11 protein-coding genes are annotated in these 15,989 nt (G+C 65.3%); all 11 read left to right on the forward strand.

What is annotated here, in order from left to right:
• The first annotated feature begins 6 nt into the window (after positions 1-6).
• The 11 genes from AC1AYX_RS08445 to AC1AYX_RS08495 all read left to right on the forward strand — a co-directional run bounded on the left by AC1AYX_RS08445 (position 7) and on the right by AC1AYX_RS08495 (position 15,916).
• Complete coding sequence (locus AC1AYX_RS08445) at positions 7-594, forward strand: ECF transporter S component (protein ID WP_476503058.1); 588 nt, start codon at positions 7-9, stop codon at positions 592-594.
• Positions 587-1,030: a DUF1893 domain-containing protein gene (locus AC1AYX_RS08450; protein WP_476503059.1), complete on the forward strand. Its 444-nt coding sequence runs from the start codon at positions 587-589 to the stop codon at positions 1,028-1,030. Before AC1AYX_RS08445 ends, AC1AYX_RS08450 begins: the two co-directional genes overlap by 8 nt.
• A gap of 879 nt (positions 1,031-1,909) precedes the next feature.
• Complete coding sequence (gene rplS / locus AC1AYX_RS08455) at positions 1,910-2,266, forward strand: 50S ribosomal protein L19 (protein WP_476503060.1); 357 nt, start codon at positions 1,910-1,912, stop codon at positions 2,264-2,266.
• 183 nt (positions 2,267-2,449) lie between these two features.
• Positions 2,450-3,328 (forward strand): signal peptidase I, encoded by an 879-nt coding sequence (gene lepB / locus AC1AYX_RS08460; protein ID WP_476503061.1) that lies wholly within the window; start codon positions 2,450-2,452, stop codon positions 3,326-3,328.
• Positions 3,328-4,098, forward strand: a complete 771-nt coding sequence (locus AC1AYX_RS08465; protein WP_476503062.1) for a ribonuclease HII — start codon at positions 3,328-3,330, stop codon at positions 4,096-4,098. Before lepB ends, AC1AYX_RS08465 begins: the two co-directional genes overlap by 1 nt.
• A 125-nt stretch (positions 4,099-4,223) precedes the next feature.
• Positions 4,224-5,336, forward strand: a complete 1,113-nt coding sequence (locus AC1AYX_RS08470) for a LacI family DNA-binding transcriptional regulator (protein WP_476503063.1) — start codon at positions 4,224-4,226, stop codon at positions 5,334-5,336.
• 198 nt (positions 5,337-5,534) lie between these two features.
• On the forward strand, positions 5,535-7,178 hold the full coding sequence (locus AC1AYX_RS08475; RefSeq protein ID WP_476503064.1) for a xylulokinase: 1,644 nt from the start codon (positions 5,535-5,537) through the stop codon (positions 7,176-7,178).
• Between the two features lie 87 nt (positions 7,179-7,265).
• Positions 7,266-7,958, forward strand: a complete 693-nt coding sequence (locus tag AC1AYX_RS08480; protein ID WP_163196825.1) for an L-ribulose-5-phosphate 4-epimerase — start codon at positions 7,266-7,268, stop codon at positions 7,956-7,958.
• Positions 7,959-8,126: 168 nt separating this feature from the next.
• Complete coding sequence (gene araA / locus AC1AYX_RS08485; RefSeq protein ID WP_476503065.1) at positions 8,127-9,644, forward strand: L-arabinose isomerase; 1,518 nt, start codon at positions 8,127-8,129, stop codon at positions 9,642-9,644.
• A gap of 636 nt (positions 9,645-10,280) precedes the next feature.
• A complete protein-coding gene (locus AC1AYX_RS08490; RefSeq protein ID WP_476503066.1) occupies positions 10,281-10,835 on the forward strand; it encodes a hypothetical protein in 555 nt (184 codons plus the stop codon).
• 377 nt (positions 10,836-11,212) lie between these two features.
• Positions 11,213-15,916: a beta-L-arabinofuranosidase domain-containing protein gene (locus tag AC1AYX_RS08495; protein WP_476503067.1), complete on the forward strand. Its 4,704-nt coding sequence runs from the start codon at positions 11,213-11,215 to the stop codon at positions 15,914-15,916.
• Positions 15,917-15,989: the final 73 nt, after the last annotated feature.

Consider the following 15,989-nt stretch of genomic DNA (forward strand, 5'->3'; position numbering starts at 1 on the left):
TCCATCATGCGACCACAATCCACCGCTTCGGCCCGCGCCGCCGCGCTGCCATCCATCAAGTTTCAATCCGTCGCCACATTGCTCGCCGTCGTGGCCGCCGTCGCCCTGCCGCAGGTCTTCCACCTCGCTGGTGCGGCGATGGGGCTCGGCGCGATGATCGGCCAGACCCTGCTGCCGATGCACCTGCCTGTGCTGCTCGTGGGGCTGCTCGCCGGTCCGTTCGCCGGCCTCGTCACCGGAGCGCTCGCCCCGATCGTGAGCTTCCTCCTTACCGGCATGCCGATGGCTCCGATGGTGCCGTTCATGGTCATCGAACTCGCCTCCTACGGCCTGATCGCCGGTCTTCTGCGCGGCGTGCGCGTCCCCGAAGCCGTCCCCTTGCCGCTCGGCTGGCTGGCGAAGCTCGTCGCCGCCCAGATCGGCGGACGACTGGTCGACGCGCTCGCAATCGCCGTGGCCGTCTTCCTGCTCGGCAACGCGCAGATGTCGGTCGCGAGCATATGGGCCGCCGTCGGCACGGGCCTGCCCGGCCTCGTGCTCCAATGGGTGCTCATCCCGCTGGTCATGTTCGCCGTGGATCGTCATCGTGACTGACGATCGTCTTCGCGCCCGCGCCGATCTGCTCGCCGATGGCGCGCTCGGCTGTGTGGCCTGCCGCACGGACGCCGCCGGCCGCACCGAAACGCTGACCGGCACGGGCCGTGGCGTGCGCCCGTTGCTCATATGGCTCGACGAAGGCCGCAGCCTCGCAGGCTTCTGCGCCGCCGACCGTGTGGTGGGCAAGGGCGCCGCCCTGCTCTACGCTCGCCTTGGAGTCAAAGCCGTATGGGCGTGCACGATGAGCGAAGCCGGACTCGCCGCCCTGCGCGCCCACGGCATCGAAGCCGCCTACGGCGCGCTGGTCCCCGTCATCCTCAACCGCGGGCGAGACGGCATGTGCCCCATCGAGCAATCGGTCGAGCACATCGACGACCCGACCGCCGCCGAACCCGCCATCCGAGCCGCCGTTGCCCGCCTCATGCGCAAGTGATGTATGCCAGTTGGTATACACTGATCATTGAAGTTGTGAAAGTCGTCGCATCACGATAGAGTATTTGCTGCTGGCAGTCGGCTCGACCAAAGTAAACCGCCAGCAGCAAACAATAAATATCCAATTATAGATTTTGGAGAAAGGAGTGGAATAATGGAACAACAGTTCATTATCTCACTCATTCTGCTCCTCATCTTGTTTTGCCTTAGCGGCGTGAAAACAAGGTGCGAAGCAACAATATCATACAGGGGTGCGCGTAAGGCGAAATGCTATCACGTTCATATGAAGCTCGCTGTTGATGTGGAATGTGCCGGAATCTCCGACCGTCGTATCTCTGCAGTTGCTCGCTGCATCTCTGCATTGTCGCTCCTCATGGGGCGTGGATTGAAATAATGATCAGATCTATGGGGTCTGTAATATAAAATAAAAGGGCATGTGTCTCCTTATCCGGAGATGCATGCCCTCTCGTTCTGCCTTTCTCCTTATCGGTATGTGCCGTGCTTTGTGTTATGGCTTGACTGGGACCCTGTTCTGGCAGCGCTGCGTCGTGTGCTGATCATGCGATGTTCGTATGCGTCGTGTCGGGTTCTCGGGTCTCGCGATGTGCAGCAGTGTCCGTAGTCTGCAGTAGATTTAAAGATTGCTGTGTCGTGGCGGGGGTCGCCGCATAAACCCCTGTCGCATGAGGTCCAGCCGGGCCGCCCTCGGGCGCGATTTCCGGCGGATCGGCACCCCTCGCAGGCAGACCTGCGGGGAAGGAACATCGGTGCGTGCACCGAAGCCGGGAGACGGATACGTCCCCGGAGCCCGCGAGAGAACCGCGGGTCGTGCGCGCGCCCCGTCCGGTGGCCGATATGCGGCGGCACCTAAGGAACAATCATGGTCAACGCCATCGAGGCTTTCGACGCCAAGCACATGAAGCCGGCCGAGGAGATCCCGACCTTCCGTCCCGGCGACACCGTCGACGTGAACGTGAAGATCAAGGAAGGCAACAACTCCCGTATCCAGACCTTCACCGGCGTGGTGATCGCCCGCCAGGGCGCCGGCGTGCGCGAGACCTTCGTGGTCCGCAAGATCAGCTTCGGCACCGGTGTGGAGCGTCGCTTCCCGCTGCACTCCCCGTCCATCGACTCCATCAAGGTCGTGCGTCTGGGCCGCGTCCGTCGCGCCAAGCTGTACTACCTGCGCGCGCTGCGCGGCAAGGCCGCTCGTATCGTCGAGCGTCGCGCCAAGTGAGCAGCCTGAGTCGCTGACTCGCTCGAAGCGTAGAACGGTCCGGAACCTCCGCGGTTCCGGACCGTTTCGTATTTCCGGCTCCCGCATCCCCGTGCGTGTTCGGTGCACGTCACGCCCGCGGCGTGCGTGTGGGCATGCGCCCGATTACGATGAGTGGAGTTTTCGCGGGGAACAGGAGGGCACATGCCATACGACAACGATGAGCGCGACCGTCACACCGTCCTGGTGGCCGACCACGGCGTCGATCCGGCCGTCATGCCGGAGACGCCGGAATCGTCGGCATCGCCCGCACGGGCCACGGCCGCGACGCCGGCGGACCCGAAGCGGACCCGTCGCGACGACCGCTTCTCCTGGCGCGACACACTCATCTGGTGCGGCATCCCGATCCTCGTCGTGATCCTCATCCGCGTGTTCCTCGTCGGCTTCTACGAGATCCCCACCCGGTCGATGGAAAGCACCATCGAACCCGGCGACCGCGTCATCACCTTCAAGCCCGCACCGAAGACGGTCGGCCTGAAGCGCGGCGACGTGGTCGTCTTCCACGATCCGGCCGGCTGGCTCGCCAACGAGCAGACCACGAGCCCGCTCGCCGGCGACTATCTCATCAAGCGCGTCATCGGTCTTCCCGGCGACACCGTCACCTGCGAGGGCGCCGGCCAGCCGATCAAGGTGAACGGCGTCGCCATCACCGAGACCGCGTATCTCAAGGACGGCGTGCAGCCGAGCGCCTTCCCGTTCAGCGTGACCGTCACCGCCGGACATGTCTTCGTCATGGGCGACAACCGCGCCAACTCCGCCGACTCCCGCTACCATCAGGACGACGGCGACCACGGTCTCGTCCCCATCGCCGACGTGGTCGGCGTGGGCCTGTGCCGCTATTGGCCGCTGAGCCGTCTCGGCTCGCTCGACGCGCACCACGAGGTGTTCGCCGACGTGCCGGACGCGAGCGTCTCGGCCACGTCGGATACGTCCGGCACGACCGCCGGTACGTCCGGCGTCACGTCCGAGTCGAGCGTGACGACCATCGACCCGAAGCACGCGAATGACGGTCTGGGCAACTGATGATCACGCCGACGCTCGACCTCGAACGTGAGCTCGCCTCCCGCGGATTCGACCTCATCGCCGGCTTCGACGAGGTGGGACGCGGTGCGCTCGCCGGCCCGGCGATGGTCGGCTGCGCCATCATCCGCGCGCGCGATCTGATGGGGAAGACGGCGGACGGCGGCGATGTCGCCGGAACCGGCGATGTCTCCGGCGACGGCTCCAGCGACGGCTCCGGCCTCGCCGTGCCCGCCGGCGTCGCCGACTCCAAGCTGCTCACCGAACGCCGCCGCGAGGCCATCTACGACGAGCTCACCGGCTGGGCCGCCGCGTGGGCGGTCGGCGCGGCGAGCAACGCGGAGATCGACGAGTGGGGCATCGGCCACGCACTCGGCATAGCCGCGTTGCGCGCGCTCGCCGAGGCGGAATCGAAGCTGGGACTCGGCGCGCCGGGCGCCGCGGGGGAGCGGCGCGTGCGCGTCGGCGCGATCCTCGACGGTCCGTACGACTACATCACCAAGGCGCTCGACACGTTCGACGCGCCCGACGTGCCCGTGCCCGCCGACGTGACGACCAAGGTGAAGGGCGATCGTTCCTGCGCGACCGTTGCGACGGCCGCCGTCATCGCGAAGGTGACGCGAGACCGGCTCATGGAGCGTCTCGCCGAACGCCCGGAATACGCGGCGTACCAGTGGGGGAGCAATAAGGGCTACGGCACGGCGGCGCACAAGGCCGCCATCGCCGCGCAGGGCCCGTGCGACCTGCACCGCGTCTCCTGGAAGCTCGTGTGACCGGCGTGCGACACATGCGACACGCGCGACACGGGAAAACCGGCGTGTGAACGTTCACGTGTCGCGGTGGTTTTCGCGCTACACTGCGTAAGTCAGTGCAGTGCCGCGCGAAAGGAGAAGAGGTTATGTCTGCTCGCCGCGCCAACAAAAGGCCATCGATGTTCGAGGTGGCGAAACTCGCGGGAGTGAGTCACCAGACCGTCTCCCGCGTCATCAACAACTCCCCGGACGTCTCCGACGCCACGCGTGCGCGCGTCAAGGCGGCGATCCGCGAGCTCGGGTACCGTCCCTCCAACTCGGCGCGCGCCCTGGCCTCCAGCCGGTCGCGCACCATCGGCCTCATCGCCGGCGGCCTTAAGTTCTTCGGTCCGATCTCCGCGATCTCGTCCATTGAGTCGATCGCGCGCGGGCACGGCCTGTTCATGAGCGTGATGATGGTGCACGAGGCGCTGTGCACGCAGGCCGAGTTCGACGACCTCATCGACACGTTCAACGAGCAGAACGTCGACGCGTTCATCTTCCTGACCCCCACCGACGTGATGCTTGACGTCGCCTGCCGCGCGCGCGTCAGCCAGCCGCGCGTCATCGTCACCTCGACGCACGGCGGCATGAGCATGCGCGAGGCGCGTTCGCTGATCCCCGCCGAGGATCTGGAGCGCACGTCGTTCGTCGGCATCGACCAGTGGGGCGCGATGGCCGACGTGATGCGCCTGGTCAAGTCCGCGGGGCATCGTCGCGTCCTCTATCTCGCGGGTCCCCACGACTGGCGTGACGCGGCGACGCGACTGGCCGCGTGGGAGACGCTGTCCGGCGCGGAGTCGATCCAGACTCAGGTGATGCGTTGCGAGACGTGGGATTCCGGCGAGGCGTACGCGAAGATGAACCGTCTCATCGACACGGCCGGCGTGACCGGCGCGAAGCTGCCGACCGTGGTCGTCGCCGCGAACGACGCGCAGGCGGTGGGCGTGGCGCGCGCGATCCAGGAGCATGGCCTGCGCATCCCGCAGGACGTGAGCCTCGTCGGCTTCGACGATATGACCGGCATGGACAACCTCTTCCCGCCGCTGACGACCGTGCGCCCCGACTTCGAGGGACTCGGCACGGCCGCCATGCGCGAGGTGCTGCGTCTGCTCGGCGAAGGCCAGGAGCCCTCGCTGCCGAACTCGCAGCATGGCGTGGGCCTGGTGCCGGCCGCGGTGCGCGACCGCATCTCGCTCGGACCGGTGCCTCGCGTGTAGGGGGTATCAGACGTGTCGATGACCTGTTATCAAACCGTTATCTTTCATGGCACGTCGGGGTTGTGATACGGCCTGAAGGCCGTTACAATGAATACGGAAATTGTGAGCGTTAACGGCCACCCAAGGAAGGGGTGCGGTAAGCGCCCAAGGAACGACGATCGGGCGGTGCTGGCCGGCCGGTCAGAAGGAGTCCACAGAATGGCAGCAACGAACGCCTCCGAGCAGGTCGCCACGATCGCGGAGAAGATTCGCGCCGGCAAGACCTCGCTGGGCATCGAATTCGGTTCCACGCGCATCAAGGCGGTCCTGATCGACGACGAATACAAGACCATCGCCTCCGGTGACTACGGCTGGGCCTCCCATCTGGAGGACGGCCTGTGGAGCTACTCCAAGGAGGAGATCTGGAAGGGCCTGCAGACCGCCTACGCCTCGATGGCCAACGACGTGAAGACCGCCTACGGCGAGACCCTCACCCACATCGGCCACATCGGCTTCTCCGCCATGATGCACGGCTACCTCGCCTTCGACAAGGACGGCGAACTGCTCGTGCCGTTCCGCACCTGGCAGAACACCAACACCTCCGAGGCCCACAAGAAGCTCTCCGAGCTGTTCCAGTACAACATCCCCGAGCGCTGGTCCATCGCCCACCTCTACCAGGCCGTGCTCAACAAGGAGGAGCACGTCTCCAAGGTCGCGTACTTCACCACGCTCGCCGGCTACGTCCACTGGAAGCTCACCGGCAAGAAGGTCCTCGGTGTCGGCGACGCCTCCGGCATGTTCCCGATCGACCCGACCACCCACGACTACGAGACCGAGTTCATCGAGAAGTTCAACGCGCTGCCCGAAGTCGCCGCCCAGCCGTGGAAGCTCACCGACCTCCTGCCGAAGCCGCTCGTCGCCGGTACCCCGGCCGGCGAGCTCACCGCCGAAGGCGCCAAGCTGCTCGACCCGTCCGGCGCCCTCGAGCCCGGCGTCGTGCTCGCCCCGCCGGAAGGCGACGCCGGCACCGGCATGGTCGCCACCAACTCCGTGCGCGTGCGCACCGGCAACGTCTCCGCCGGCACCTCCATCTTCGCGATGGTCGTGCTCGAACACAAGCTCAAGGCCCTCCACCCGGAAGTCGACCTCGTCACCACCCCGGCCGGCGACCTCGCGGGCATGAGCCACGCCAACAACTTCACCTCCGACCTCAACGCGTGGGTCGGCCTGTTCGGCCAGTTCGCCAAGGCCATCGGCAACCCGGTCGACGCCGGCACCCTGTACGGCACGCTGTTCCGCGCCGCCATCGCCGACGACGTCGACGCCAACTGTGGAGGCCTGCTCAACTACCCGTTCCGCTCCGGCGAATTCCTCGCCGGCCTGCCGGAAGGCCGCCCGCTGTTCGCCCGCAGCCCCGAGGCCAACATGACCCTCGGCAACTTCATGCGCGCCCAGCTGTTCTCCGCGTTCTCCCCGGTCAAGATCGGCATGGACGTCATGACCAAGCAGGAGCACGTCCAGATCGACTCCCTCGTCGGCCACGGCGGCATCTTCACCACCCCGAAGGTGGCCCAGAAGATCCTCGCCGCCGCGTTCAACACGCCGATCAAGGTCATGTCCACCGCGGCCGAAGGCGGCGCTTGGGGTATGGCCGTGCTCGCCGACTACCTGTGGCACACCGACGAGGCGCACGACAACCTCGCCGACTACCTCGACGGCTGCGTCTTCAAGGACGCCCAGTCCACCACCGAGGCGCCCTATGCGGGCGACGTCGTCGGCTTCGAGGACTTCTTCGAGCGCTTCAGCAAGGGCCTGCCCATCGAGCACACCGCCATCGAGAGCATCGACCTCGAGGACAAGTAACCCCATAACCCCCATATATCCATGAGACTTCGGCTCCCTCTCCGGAGGGAGCCCATAGACGTCAGAACAAACGAAAGGAAACCAACAATGGCAACTCTGGCTGATTACGGTCCCGAGGTCCGCGCCGAAGTCAAGCAGGTGCGCGAGGTCGTGTCCAACCTGCACCAGCAGCTGATCAAGTGGAACCTGGTCGTGTGGACCGCCGGCAACGTGTCCCAGCGCCTGCACACCGCCGACCTCATGGTCATCAAGCCGTCCGGCGTGCGCTACGAGAACCTGACCCCGAACTCGATGGTCGTGTGCGACCTCGAAGGCAACGTGGTCGACGGCTCCGAAGCCCCGTCCTCCGACACCGCCTCCCACGCCTACATCTACCGCAACATGCCCGACGTCTACGGCGTCGTGCACACGCACTCCACCTACGCCACCGCCTGGGCGGCCACCGGCCAGAACATCCCGTGCGGCCTGACCATGATGGGCGACGAGTTCGGCGGCCCCGTGCCGGTCGGCCCGTTCCGCCTCATCGGCTCCGAGGCCATCGGCAAGGGCGTCGTCGAGACCCTCAAGAAGTACCCGAAGTCCCCGGCCGTCCTCATGCAGAACCACGGCCCGTTCACGATCGGCAAGGATGCTGAGGGCGCCGTCAAGGCCGCCGCCATGACCGAGGAGGTCGCGCACACCATGTGGGCCGCCCGTCAGCTCGGCGACATCATCGAGATCGACCAGGCCGACATCGACAAGCTGAACGATCGCTACCAGAACGTCTACGGTCAGCACTGAGGCTTTCCCTTGGCCCCCTCTGACGAGGGGGCTCCCGGCGAAGCCGGGTGGGGGAGAGACCCCACAAGAGACCCCGACAACACAACAGCAAAAGACTTTGGGCCCCGTCCTGGAGGCGGGACCCGAGATGTGATTCCATCCATCACAACGAAGTAAAGGAAGTAACCCATGGTTATGGAGAACCCCTTCGAGGGCAAGGAAATCTGGTTCGGCGTCGGCTCGCAGGACCTGTACGGCGAGGAGGCGCTGCGCCAGGTCGCCGCGCACTCCGCCGAAATGGTCGACTACCTGAACAAGACCGGCAAGATTCCGGCCAAGATCGTCCTCAAGCCGACCCTGAAGTCCTCCGACGGCGTCAAGCAGTTCATGGTCGAAGCCTCCGCCAACCCGAACGTCATCGGCGTCATCACCTGGTGCCACACCTTCTCCCCGGCCAAGATGTGGATCCGCGGCCTCGAAGTGCTGACCAAGCCGCTGCTGCAGCTGGCCACCCAGCACCACAAGGAGATTCCGTGGGAGACCATCGACATGGACTTCATGAACCTGAACCAGGCCGCCCACGGCGACCGTGAGTTCGGTTACATCGTCTCCCGCCTCGGCATCCCGCGCAAGATCGTCGTCGGCCACTACACCGACCCGGAGGTCGCCGAGAAGGTCGGCACCTGGGCCCGCGCCTGCGCCGGCTGGGACGCCTCCAACAACATGAAGGTCATGCGCTGGGGCGACAATATGCGTAACGTCGCCGTCACCGAAGGCGACAAGACCGAGGCCGAGCGCGTCTTCGGCGCCTCCATCAACACTTGGGCCGTCAACGAGCTCGTCGCCGCGTACGACGCCGTCAAGGACGACCAGGTCAAGGAGATCATCGAGGACTACAAGGCCAAGTACGACGTCGATCCGGCCCTGCTGGACGCCAAGTACGACTCCCTGTTCATCGCCGCCAAGGAAGAGGCCGCGATGGTCAACATGATGCGCGCCAACGGCTGCACCGCCGGCGTCGACAACTTCGAGGACCTCGGTGCCCTGCCGCAGCTGCCGGGTGTCGGCCCGCAGCGCTTCCCGTCCGAGTACGGCTGGGGCTTCTCCGCCGAAGGCGACTGGAAGACCGCCGTCCTCGTGCGCATCGGCGCCGTCATGGGCTACGGCCTCGAGGGTGGCGCCTCCCTCATGGAGGACTACTCCTACAACTTCACCGAGGGCAACGAGCTCGACATGGGCTCCCACATGCTCGAGGTCTCCCCGGCCATCGGCACCATCGCCAAGCCGAAGCTGGAGATCCACCCGCTCGGCATCGGCGGCAAGGCCGACCCGGTCCGCCTGGTCTTCTCCGGCAAGCCGAAGAAGGACGCCGTCGTCGTCTCCATGGCCGACGAGCGCGAGCGCTTCCGCCTGCTCATGGACGTCGTCGACGTCGTCGAGCCGCAGGGCTCCCTCAAGGAGCTTCCGTGCGCCCGCGCCGTCTGGAAGCCGCAGCCGGATCTGAAGACCGCCGTCCAGTGCTGGATCACCGCCGGCGGCTCCCACCACACCTGCATGACCACCTCCGTCGGTCGTGAGGCCTGGGAGGACTTCGCCCGCATCGCCGGCGTCGAGCTCGCCGTCATCGACGACAAGACGACCGCCCGCCAGTTCGAGAAGGAACTGCAGCTGTCCGAGATGTACCACCGTCTCGACAACCGTCACTGATTAGAGGTGGGACGTTCGTTCCCGCTGACTGATCGGTAGATCAGGGCCCATCCCACCCGGGATGGGCCCTTGTCGTTCCCCCTCCTTCTTCCCTCCCTGTACCAAACCCCCGTTATCCCCGATTCACAGCGTCAAATGCCCGGAACAACCCCATCAAAACGGGTGTTTGGTGCTGTAAATCTCGGATAACGGGGGTTTCGTCCCTGAGATTCGCGATGCCAGGCCCTTCTACAATGGGGACATGGTAAGGCATCATGCGGTTGATGCGCTGTTCGCCGAAGCGCGTCGGGAGAAGCGTTGCGTCGTGGCTCCCACGGACACCGAATTCAAGGCGATTCAGCGTCGCATGCGTTCCGGCACCATCGTGAAGCCTTTCCGCGGACTATATGCGCAGGTCGATTATTGGAATTCCCTCGACCGTTACGAACGAATCCGGCACATCGTCCGGGCATTGGCCAAACGGCATCCTGATTGGGTGTTCGGCGGACCCACCGCAGCCGTCATGCATCGGGCTCCTATCGTCTGGCGTGGCCGTTGTATGTCGTGGGCGCTCCTGGCACGCACTACCGCAATACCAATCGGTTGGAACGGCACGTCATCTCCGATCCCGAGGTCGTGGAGGTGGAAGGAGTGAAGGTGACGGGCTTGCTGCGTACCCTGTTCGACTGCGCCGCCACCTTGAGCCTGAGATATTCGTTGGCCCCCATCGACTCGTCGGTGCGTTCCGGCTCCGTCGACAAGGATGTCCTGCTCGCCTATCCGTCGTCGGTGAAGTATTCCCGCCATCGCCAAACCGTCATGCGGGCGTTCGATCTGGCGGACGCGCGCAGCGAGAACGGCGGTGAATCGTCGGCGCGGGGCATGCTGCATGACATGGGCTGTCCTCCGGACGATATCCAGGTCGAATTTCCCTGTCTGGACCGCCCGAATCGCTGCCATCGCGTCGATTTTCTCTGGAGGACGTCGGGCGATGGGCAGGTGGCATTGGAATTCGATGGAACGCGGAAGTACGTCGATCCGGACATGACCTCCGGCAGGGCGATTCGCGAGGTCGTCGACGATGAGCGTCGTCGGCAGTATTGCCTGGAGCGGCAGGGACTATCGGTCATCCGCATGCATGCCAACGAATTGGATGCCCCATGGCGCGTCATCCACGAACTGGAGGAACAGGGCATACGGAGGACGAGGTGATGGTGACGGTTGCCGATGCAATGGCGACGGACGATGACGACCTCTACCTGCTGCCGCAGGAGCGGGCGTGAAACGTGTGCGTCATCCGCACAAAAACGCGCGTGGGAGATGTGCGAATCAACGTGGGCGAACACTTGTGAACATGAGCCGTGCCGTTGTCAATGGCGACACGCGGTGAAAGCCTTTTCCTCAAGTGGTATCGCTCTTATCGTTATAAACTTGAGACCAATCGGTTCGAGAGCGTTCACAGTCAATGTTCACAGTCAATGGAGACAAGCCCTGTAAACGCTCACGAGGAAGAAGCCGACGGCACGGCGGACAGCAGACCCACACGGCGTTCGGGCCCGTACCGTGCAGTCACCATGTAAGGAGAGAATGTGCTCGATCACATCCGAAACCATACGCTGAAGAGCCGTGCGTTCCGCGCGGCGATCGGCGTATTGGCGGCCCTCGCCATGCTCGTCACCGCGCTGCCCGCGCAGGCGGCGGTCGGCTGGGCCGGCAAGAGGCTCGTCAATCTCGCCCTCTACGCCAAGGCAGGCGCGGACAAGGAGAACACGCCCGTATCCAACGTGAACAACGGCTACCTGGCCGGCTCGGCCTCGACCTCGTGGAACACGTGGTCGCAGGGCGGCGTCGAATACCCGACCAAGGTGTGGCTCAAATGGGACACTCCGCAGCAGCTGTCCGGATCACGCGTCATCTGGTGGGCCGACAACAACGACATCACGGCCACCGACAACGTCACCTTCCCGAAATCCGCGACCATCGAATACCTCGACGACACCACCGGCGAATGGAAGCAGCTCACCGGCATGACCGACGAGGACGGCAAGGCCACCGACCAGATGGGCGTCAAATACGACACTTCCGACGGCAACGGCCTCAACGGCGCCAACAAGTACTGGAACGAGGTGCTGTTCGCCGCCGACGTGACCACCACGCAGATCCGCATGAAGGTCGAACGCAACGGCAGCGGCAAGAACGGCGTGGGCATCAGCGAATGGGAGGTGTACGGCGCGCAGGGCGAGGACTTCCAGCCCGGTATCGCCCAAGGCAAGAACATCGCGCCCGAGGGCGTCGTCTCCGCCGACTACACGAACTCCGGCACCAATACGGCCAACGTCAACGACATGAACCTCGCCGGCAAGAGCGACACCTCGTGGAACACGTGGAAGAGCGAGGGCGACCTCGAATACCCGCAGCCCATCGAACTCACGTGGAGCGAACCGAGGAACATCCGCAGCATGCAGGTCATGTGGTGGGCCGACGGCGGCGGCGTCAAGTATCCGAAGAGCGCCAGGCTCCAGTACTGGAACCACGCCACCGGCAAGTGGGCGGACGTCACCGGCATGCTCGACAAGGACGGCAAGACCGTCGACACGGTCGGAGTCGACCACGCCGACGGCAAGTACAACGGCGACAACCGCACGTGGAACGGCGTCGCCATCGACGCGAAGCACCCGATCAAGACCACGAGGATCCGCATGCTCGTCGACCGTGACGGCAGCGGCCAGACCGGCGTCGGCATCGGCGAATGGCAGGTGTACGGCGAGACCGTCACCGACGAGTTCGTCACCGCGAAGGTGACCGGCAAGGCGAAGATCGTCAACGGCGAGAACGCCACCTACACCGCCTCCCCGCTGCCCACCGGCTACGCGGGCGACTTCACCTACCAGTGGAGCACGGAAGGCGACGCCCTCTCGATCGTCGGCGACAGGACCGGGGCCACCGTGACCGTCGCCGGCGCGAAGAAGGGCGAGGGGACCGTCAAGGTCGCCATGACCGACAAGACCAGCGGCGAGACGCGCACGGCGACCGCCTCCGTCGCCGTCGAGGAGGTCACCGGCGTCGACACGTACAAGACGTCCACCGTGGCCGGCACTGCGCCGATCCTGCCGAACAGCGTCGTCGTCAACGGCATCCAGTTCGACGATCCGACACCCTCCACGCACAACACCGGACAGAAGACCGTCTCCTACGACTTCGGCGAGACCTTCGACTCGAAGCTCATGCCCGTCACCTGGGACAAGGTCGATCCGGCCAAGTACGCGGCCGACCAGGTCGGCAAGACGTTCACCGTGACCGGCACCGTGTCCGTCAACGGCGTCGCATTCCCCGCCGAGGCGGAGATCGCCGTGAACAGCAAGGTCGCCGCCTCCACGGCGAACAAGTCCGTCACCTTCGAGAACGTGACCCTCACCGACGACTTCTGGTCACCGAAGCAGAAGGTCAACATGATGAAGTCCCTCGAGGTGTCCATCGGGCACATCGAGGAGGCGTCCGGCGGCGAGCCGAACTTCGAGAACGCCGTCAAGAAGCTCAACGGCGAGGAGTACTCGGCGTTCCAGGGCTTCGTGTTCCAGGACTCCGACATCTACAAGTCCCTCGAGGCGATCAGCTACACGCTCGCCGCGATGAAGGACGAGACCGACCCGACCGTGCTCGAGCACAAGGCGCGCCTCGAGAAGAAGCTCGCCGAATGGGTGGACCTCATCCAGAAGGTGCAGTACGCGGACGGCTACATCAACACGCACTTCACGCTGCGCTCCTCCAGCTACTCCGGCGGCCGCGCCCCCGGCACCCACCGCTGGCGCAACTTCAACAACCACGAGATGTACAACGCCGGCCACTTCATCGAGTCGGCCGTCGCATACACCCGCTACCGCGAGGGCATCGGCGACCCCGACTACAGCCTGTACGTGGCCGCCAAGCGATACGCGGACGAGATCGTGAACCTGTTCGGGCCGAACGGCACCCGCCACGAGGTCCCCGGACACGAGGAGATCGAGCTCGCGCTCGCCAAGTTCTCCGAACTCGTCGAACAGCATGAGGGCGAGGTCTCCGGCGACAAGTACGTCCAGACCGCCAAGACGCTCATCGACCGCCGCGGCGAGGATCCGAAGCTGCGCGACAGCCAGTACGACGGCTACGAATACTCGCAGGATGCGCTGCCGTTCACCGAGGAGACCAACGCCGTCGGACACGCCGTGCGCGCCAACTACCTGTACGCGGGCGCGACCGACGTGGCCAGGCTCGTCGGCGGCGAGACCGAGACCTCGTACCTCCACGCGCTCGACGAGGTGTGGGATTCGGTCGTCAACCGCAAGATGTACGTCACCGGATCGATCGGCGTGGCCAGTCACGGCGAGGACTTCGGCACCGACTACGAGCTGCCCAGCAACGACTCCTACGCGGAGATCTGCGCCTCCATCGCCCTGGCGAACTGGAACCTGCGCATGAACCTCGTGCACGAGGACGCCAAGTACGCGGACGTCATCGAACGCGCCATGTACAACGCGATCCTCGACGGCGTGAACCTCGAAGGCGACCGCTTCTACTACGCGAACAGGCTCGAACTGCCCACCAAGAACGGCGGCACGCTCGGCCGCTCCAGCTGGTTCGCCTGCGCCTGCTGCCCGCCGAACCTGATGCGCACGCTCGCACGCCTCTCCGAATACATGTACACGACGCACGGCGACAACGTGTTCGTCAACATGTACATCGGCAGCGAGGCCACCATCAGCGTGTCCGGCGTGAAGGTCGGCGTCACCCAGAAGACCGCCTATCCGAACGACGGCAACGTCGAGATGACCGTCAACCCCGAGCAGTCCAAGGAGTTCACCCTCAAGGTACGCATCCCCAGCTGGCTCAAGGGCCAGAGCGACGAGACGCCGGTCATCAAGGTCAACGGCAAGAAGGTCAAGGCCGACGCCGTCAAGGGCTACGTGTCCATCGACCGCACGTGGGTCAAGGGCGACGTGGTCTCCCTCGACTTCCCGATGGAGATCAAGCTCACCGAAGGCAACGAGAAGGTCTCCGACCAGCAGGGCAAGGTCGCCGTCGAACGCGGCCCGCTCGTCTTCTCCATGGAGAAGGCCGGCAACAAGCAGCTCAACAGCGGCATCGCCAACTTCGACCCGCGCAAGATCCAGATCCGGCGCGACGAGAAGAACACGCTCAAGGCCGCCGAGGGCACGCTCATCGACGGTATGGACGCCAGCCGCATGATGATCATCACCGGCAAGGCCAAGTACGTGGACGGCGACACGACGCAGGACATCGACATCCAGGCGATCCCGTTCTACGCGACCAACAACCGCTCCGACGGCACCACCTACGTGCAGAACAGCAACTCCACCGGCATGGTGACCTGGACGAAGGCCGCCGGCACGGCCAAGGTCGACACGGCCGCCCTCGAATCGGCGCTCGCCGAAGCCAAGGGCTATGCCGCCGCCGACTATGAGGCCGACGAGGCGTGGGACGCGCTGCAGAATGCGATCGACGCCGCCGGGAAGCTGCTGAAGAAGACCGACGCCACGCAGGCCGAGGTCACCAAGGTCACCGCCGACCTCAAGAACGCGATGGCCGCGGTCACGGCGAAGAGCGTCCAACCCGAGGCGACCATCGAGAAGATCGAAGTCACCAAAGCCCCGGACAGGACGACCTACACCGTGGGCGACGCCGGTCCGGACCTCAACGGCCTCGAAGTGACCGCCACGCTCTCCGACGGCACCGTCAAGGTGCTGACCTACGGCGACGACTACGAGCTGGCCGATCCGTCCGGTTTCGACACCACGGCCGCCGGCGAGAAGACCGTCACCATCGTGCTCAAGTCAGATACGACGAAGACCGCCACGTTCACGGTCACCGTCAATCCAACCGAAGGCAACACGGTCAACAAGGAGGCGCTGGCCGCCGCGATCCAGAGCGCGTCCGCGCTCAAGGAGTCCGACTACACGCCCGCCACGTGGAAGGCGTTCCGCGCCGCGCTCGAGAACGCGATCAGCGTCCACGACGACAAGACCGTCTCGCAGATCGACGTGAACGACGCGCTCGCCAAACTCGAGGAGGCGAGGAAGGCGCTCAAGCCCGCCCCGTCCGCGGGCGAGCCGGGTGCGGGCACGCAGGACGCCGGCACGCTCACCGGCGGCAAGGGTTCCGGCAAGACCGACGGTTCCGGCACGGTCGCTGGCCTGTCGCGCACCGGCACGGCCGTCGCCAGCCTCGCCATGGCGACGCTCACGCTCGCCATGGCCGGCCTCGCCGTCCTGACCGTCCGGCGCCGCCGTCGCGAGTGACGGACGGCTGAGCCGGTTCCGATAGTGGTCCGAGTATGGTGTGGGATGATTCTCACGAGGGTCGTCCCACACC

It is taken from the genome of Bifidobacterium sp. LH_419, from assembly GCF_056356955.1.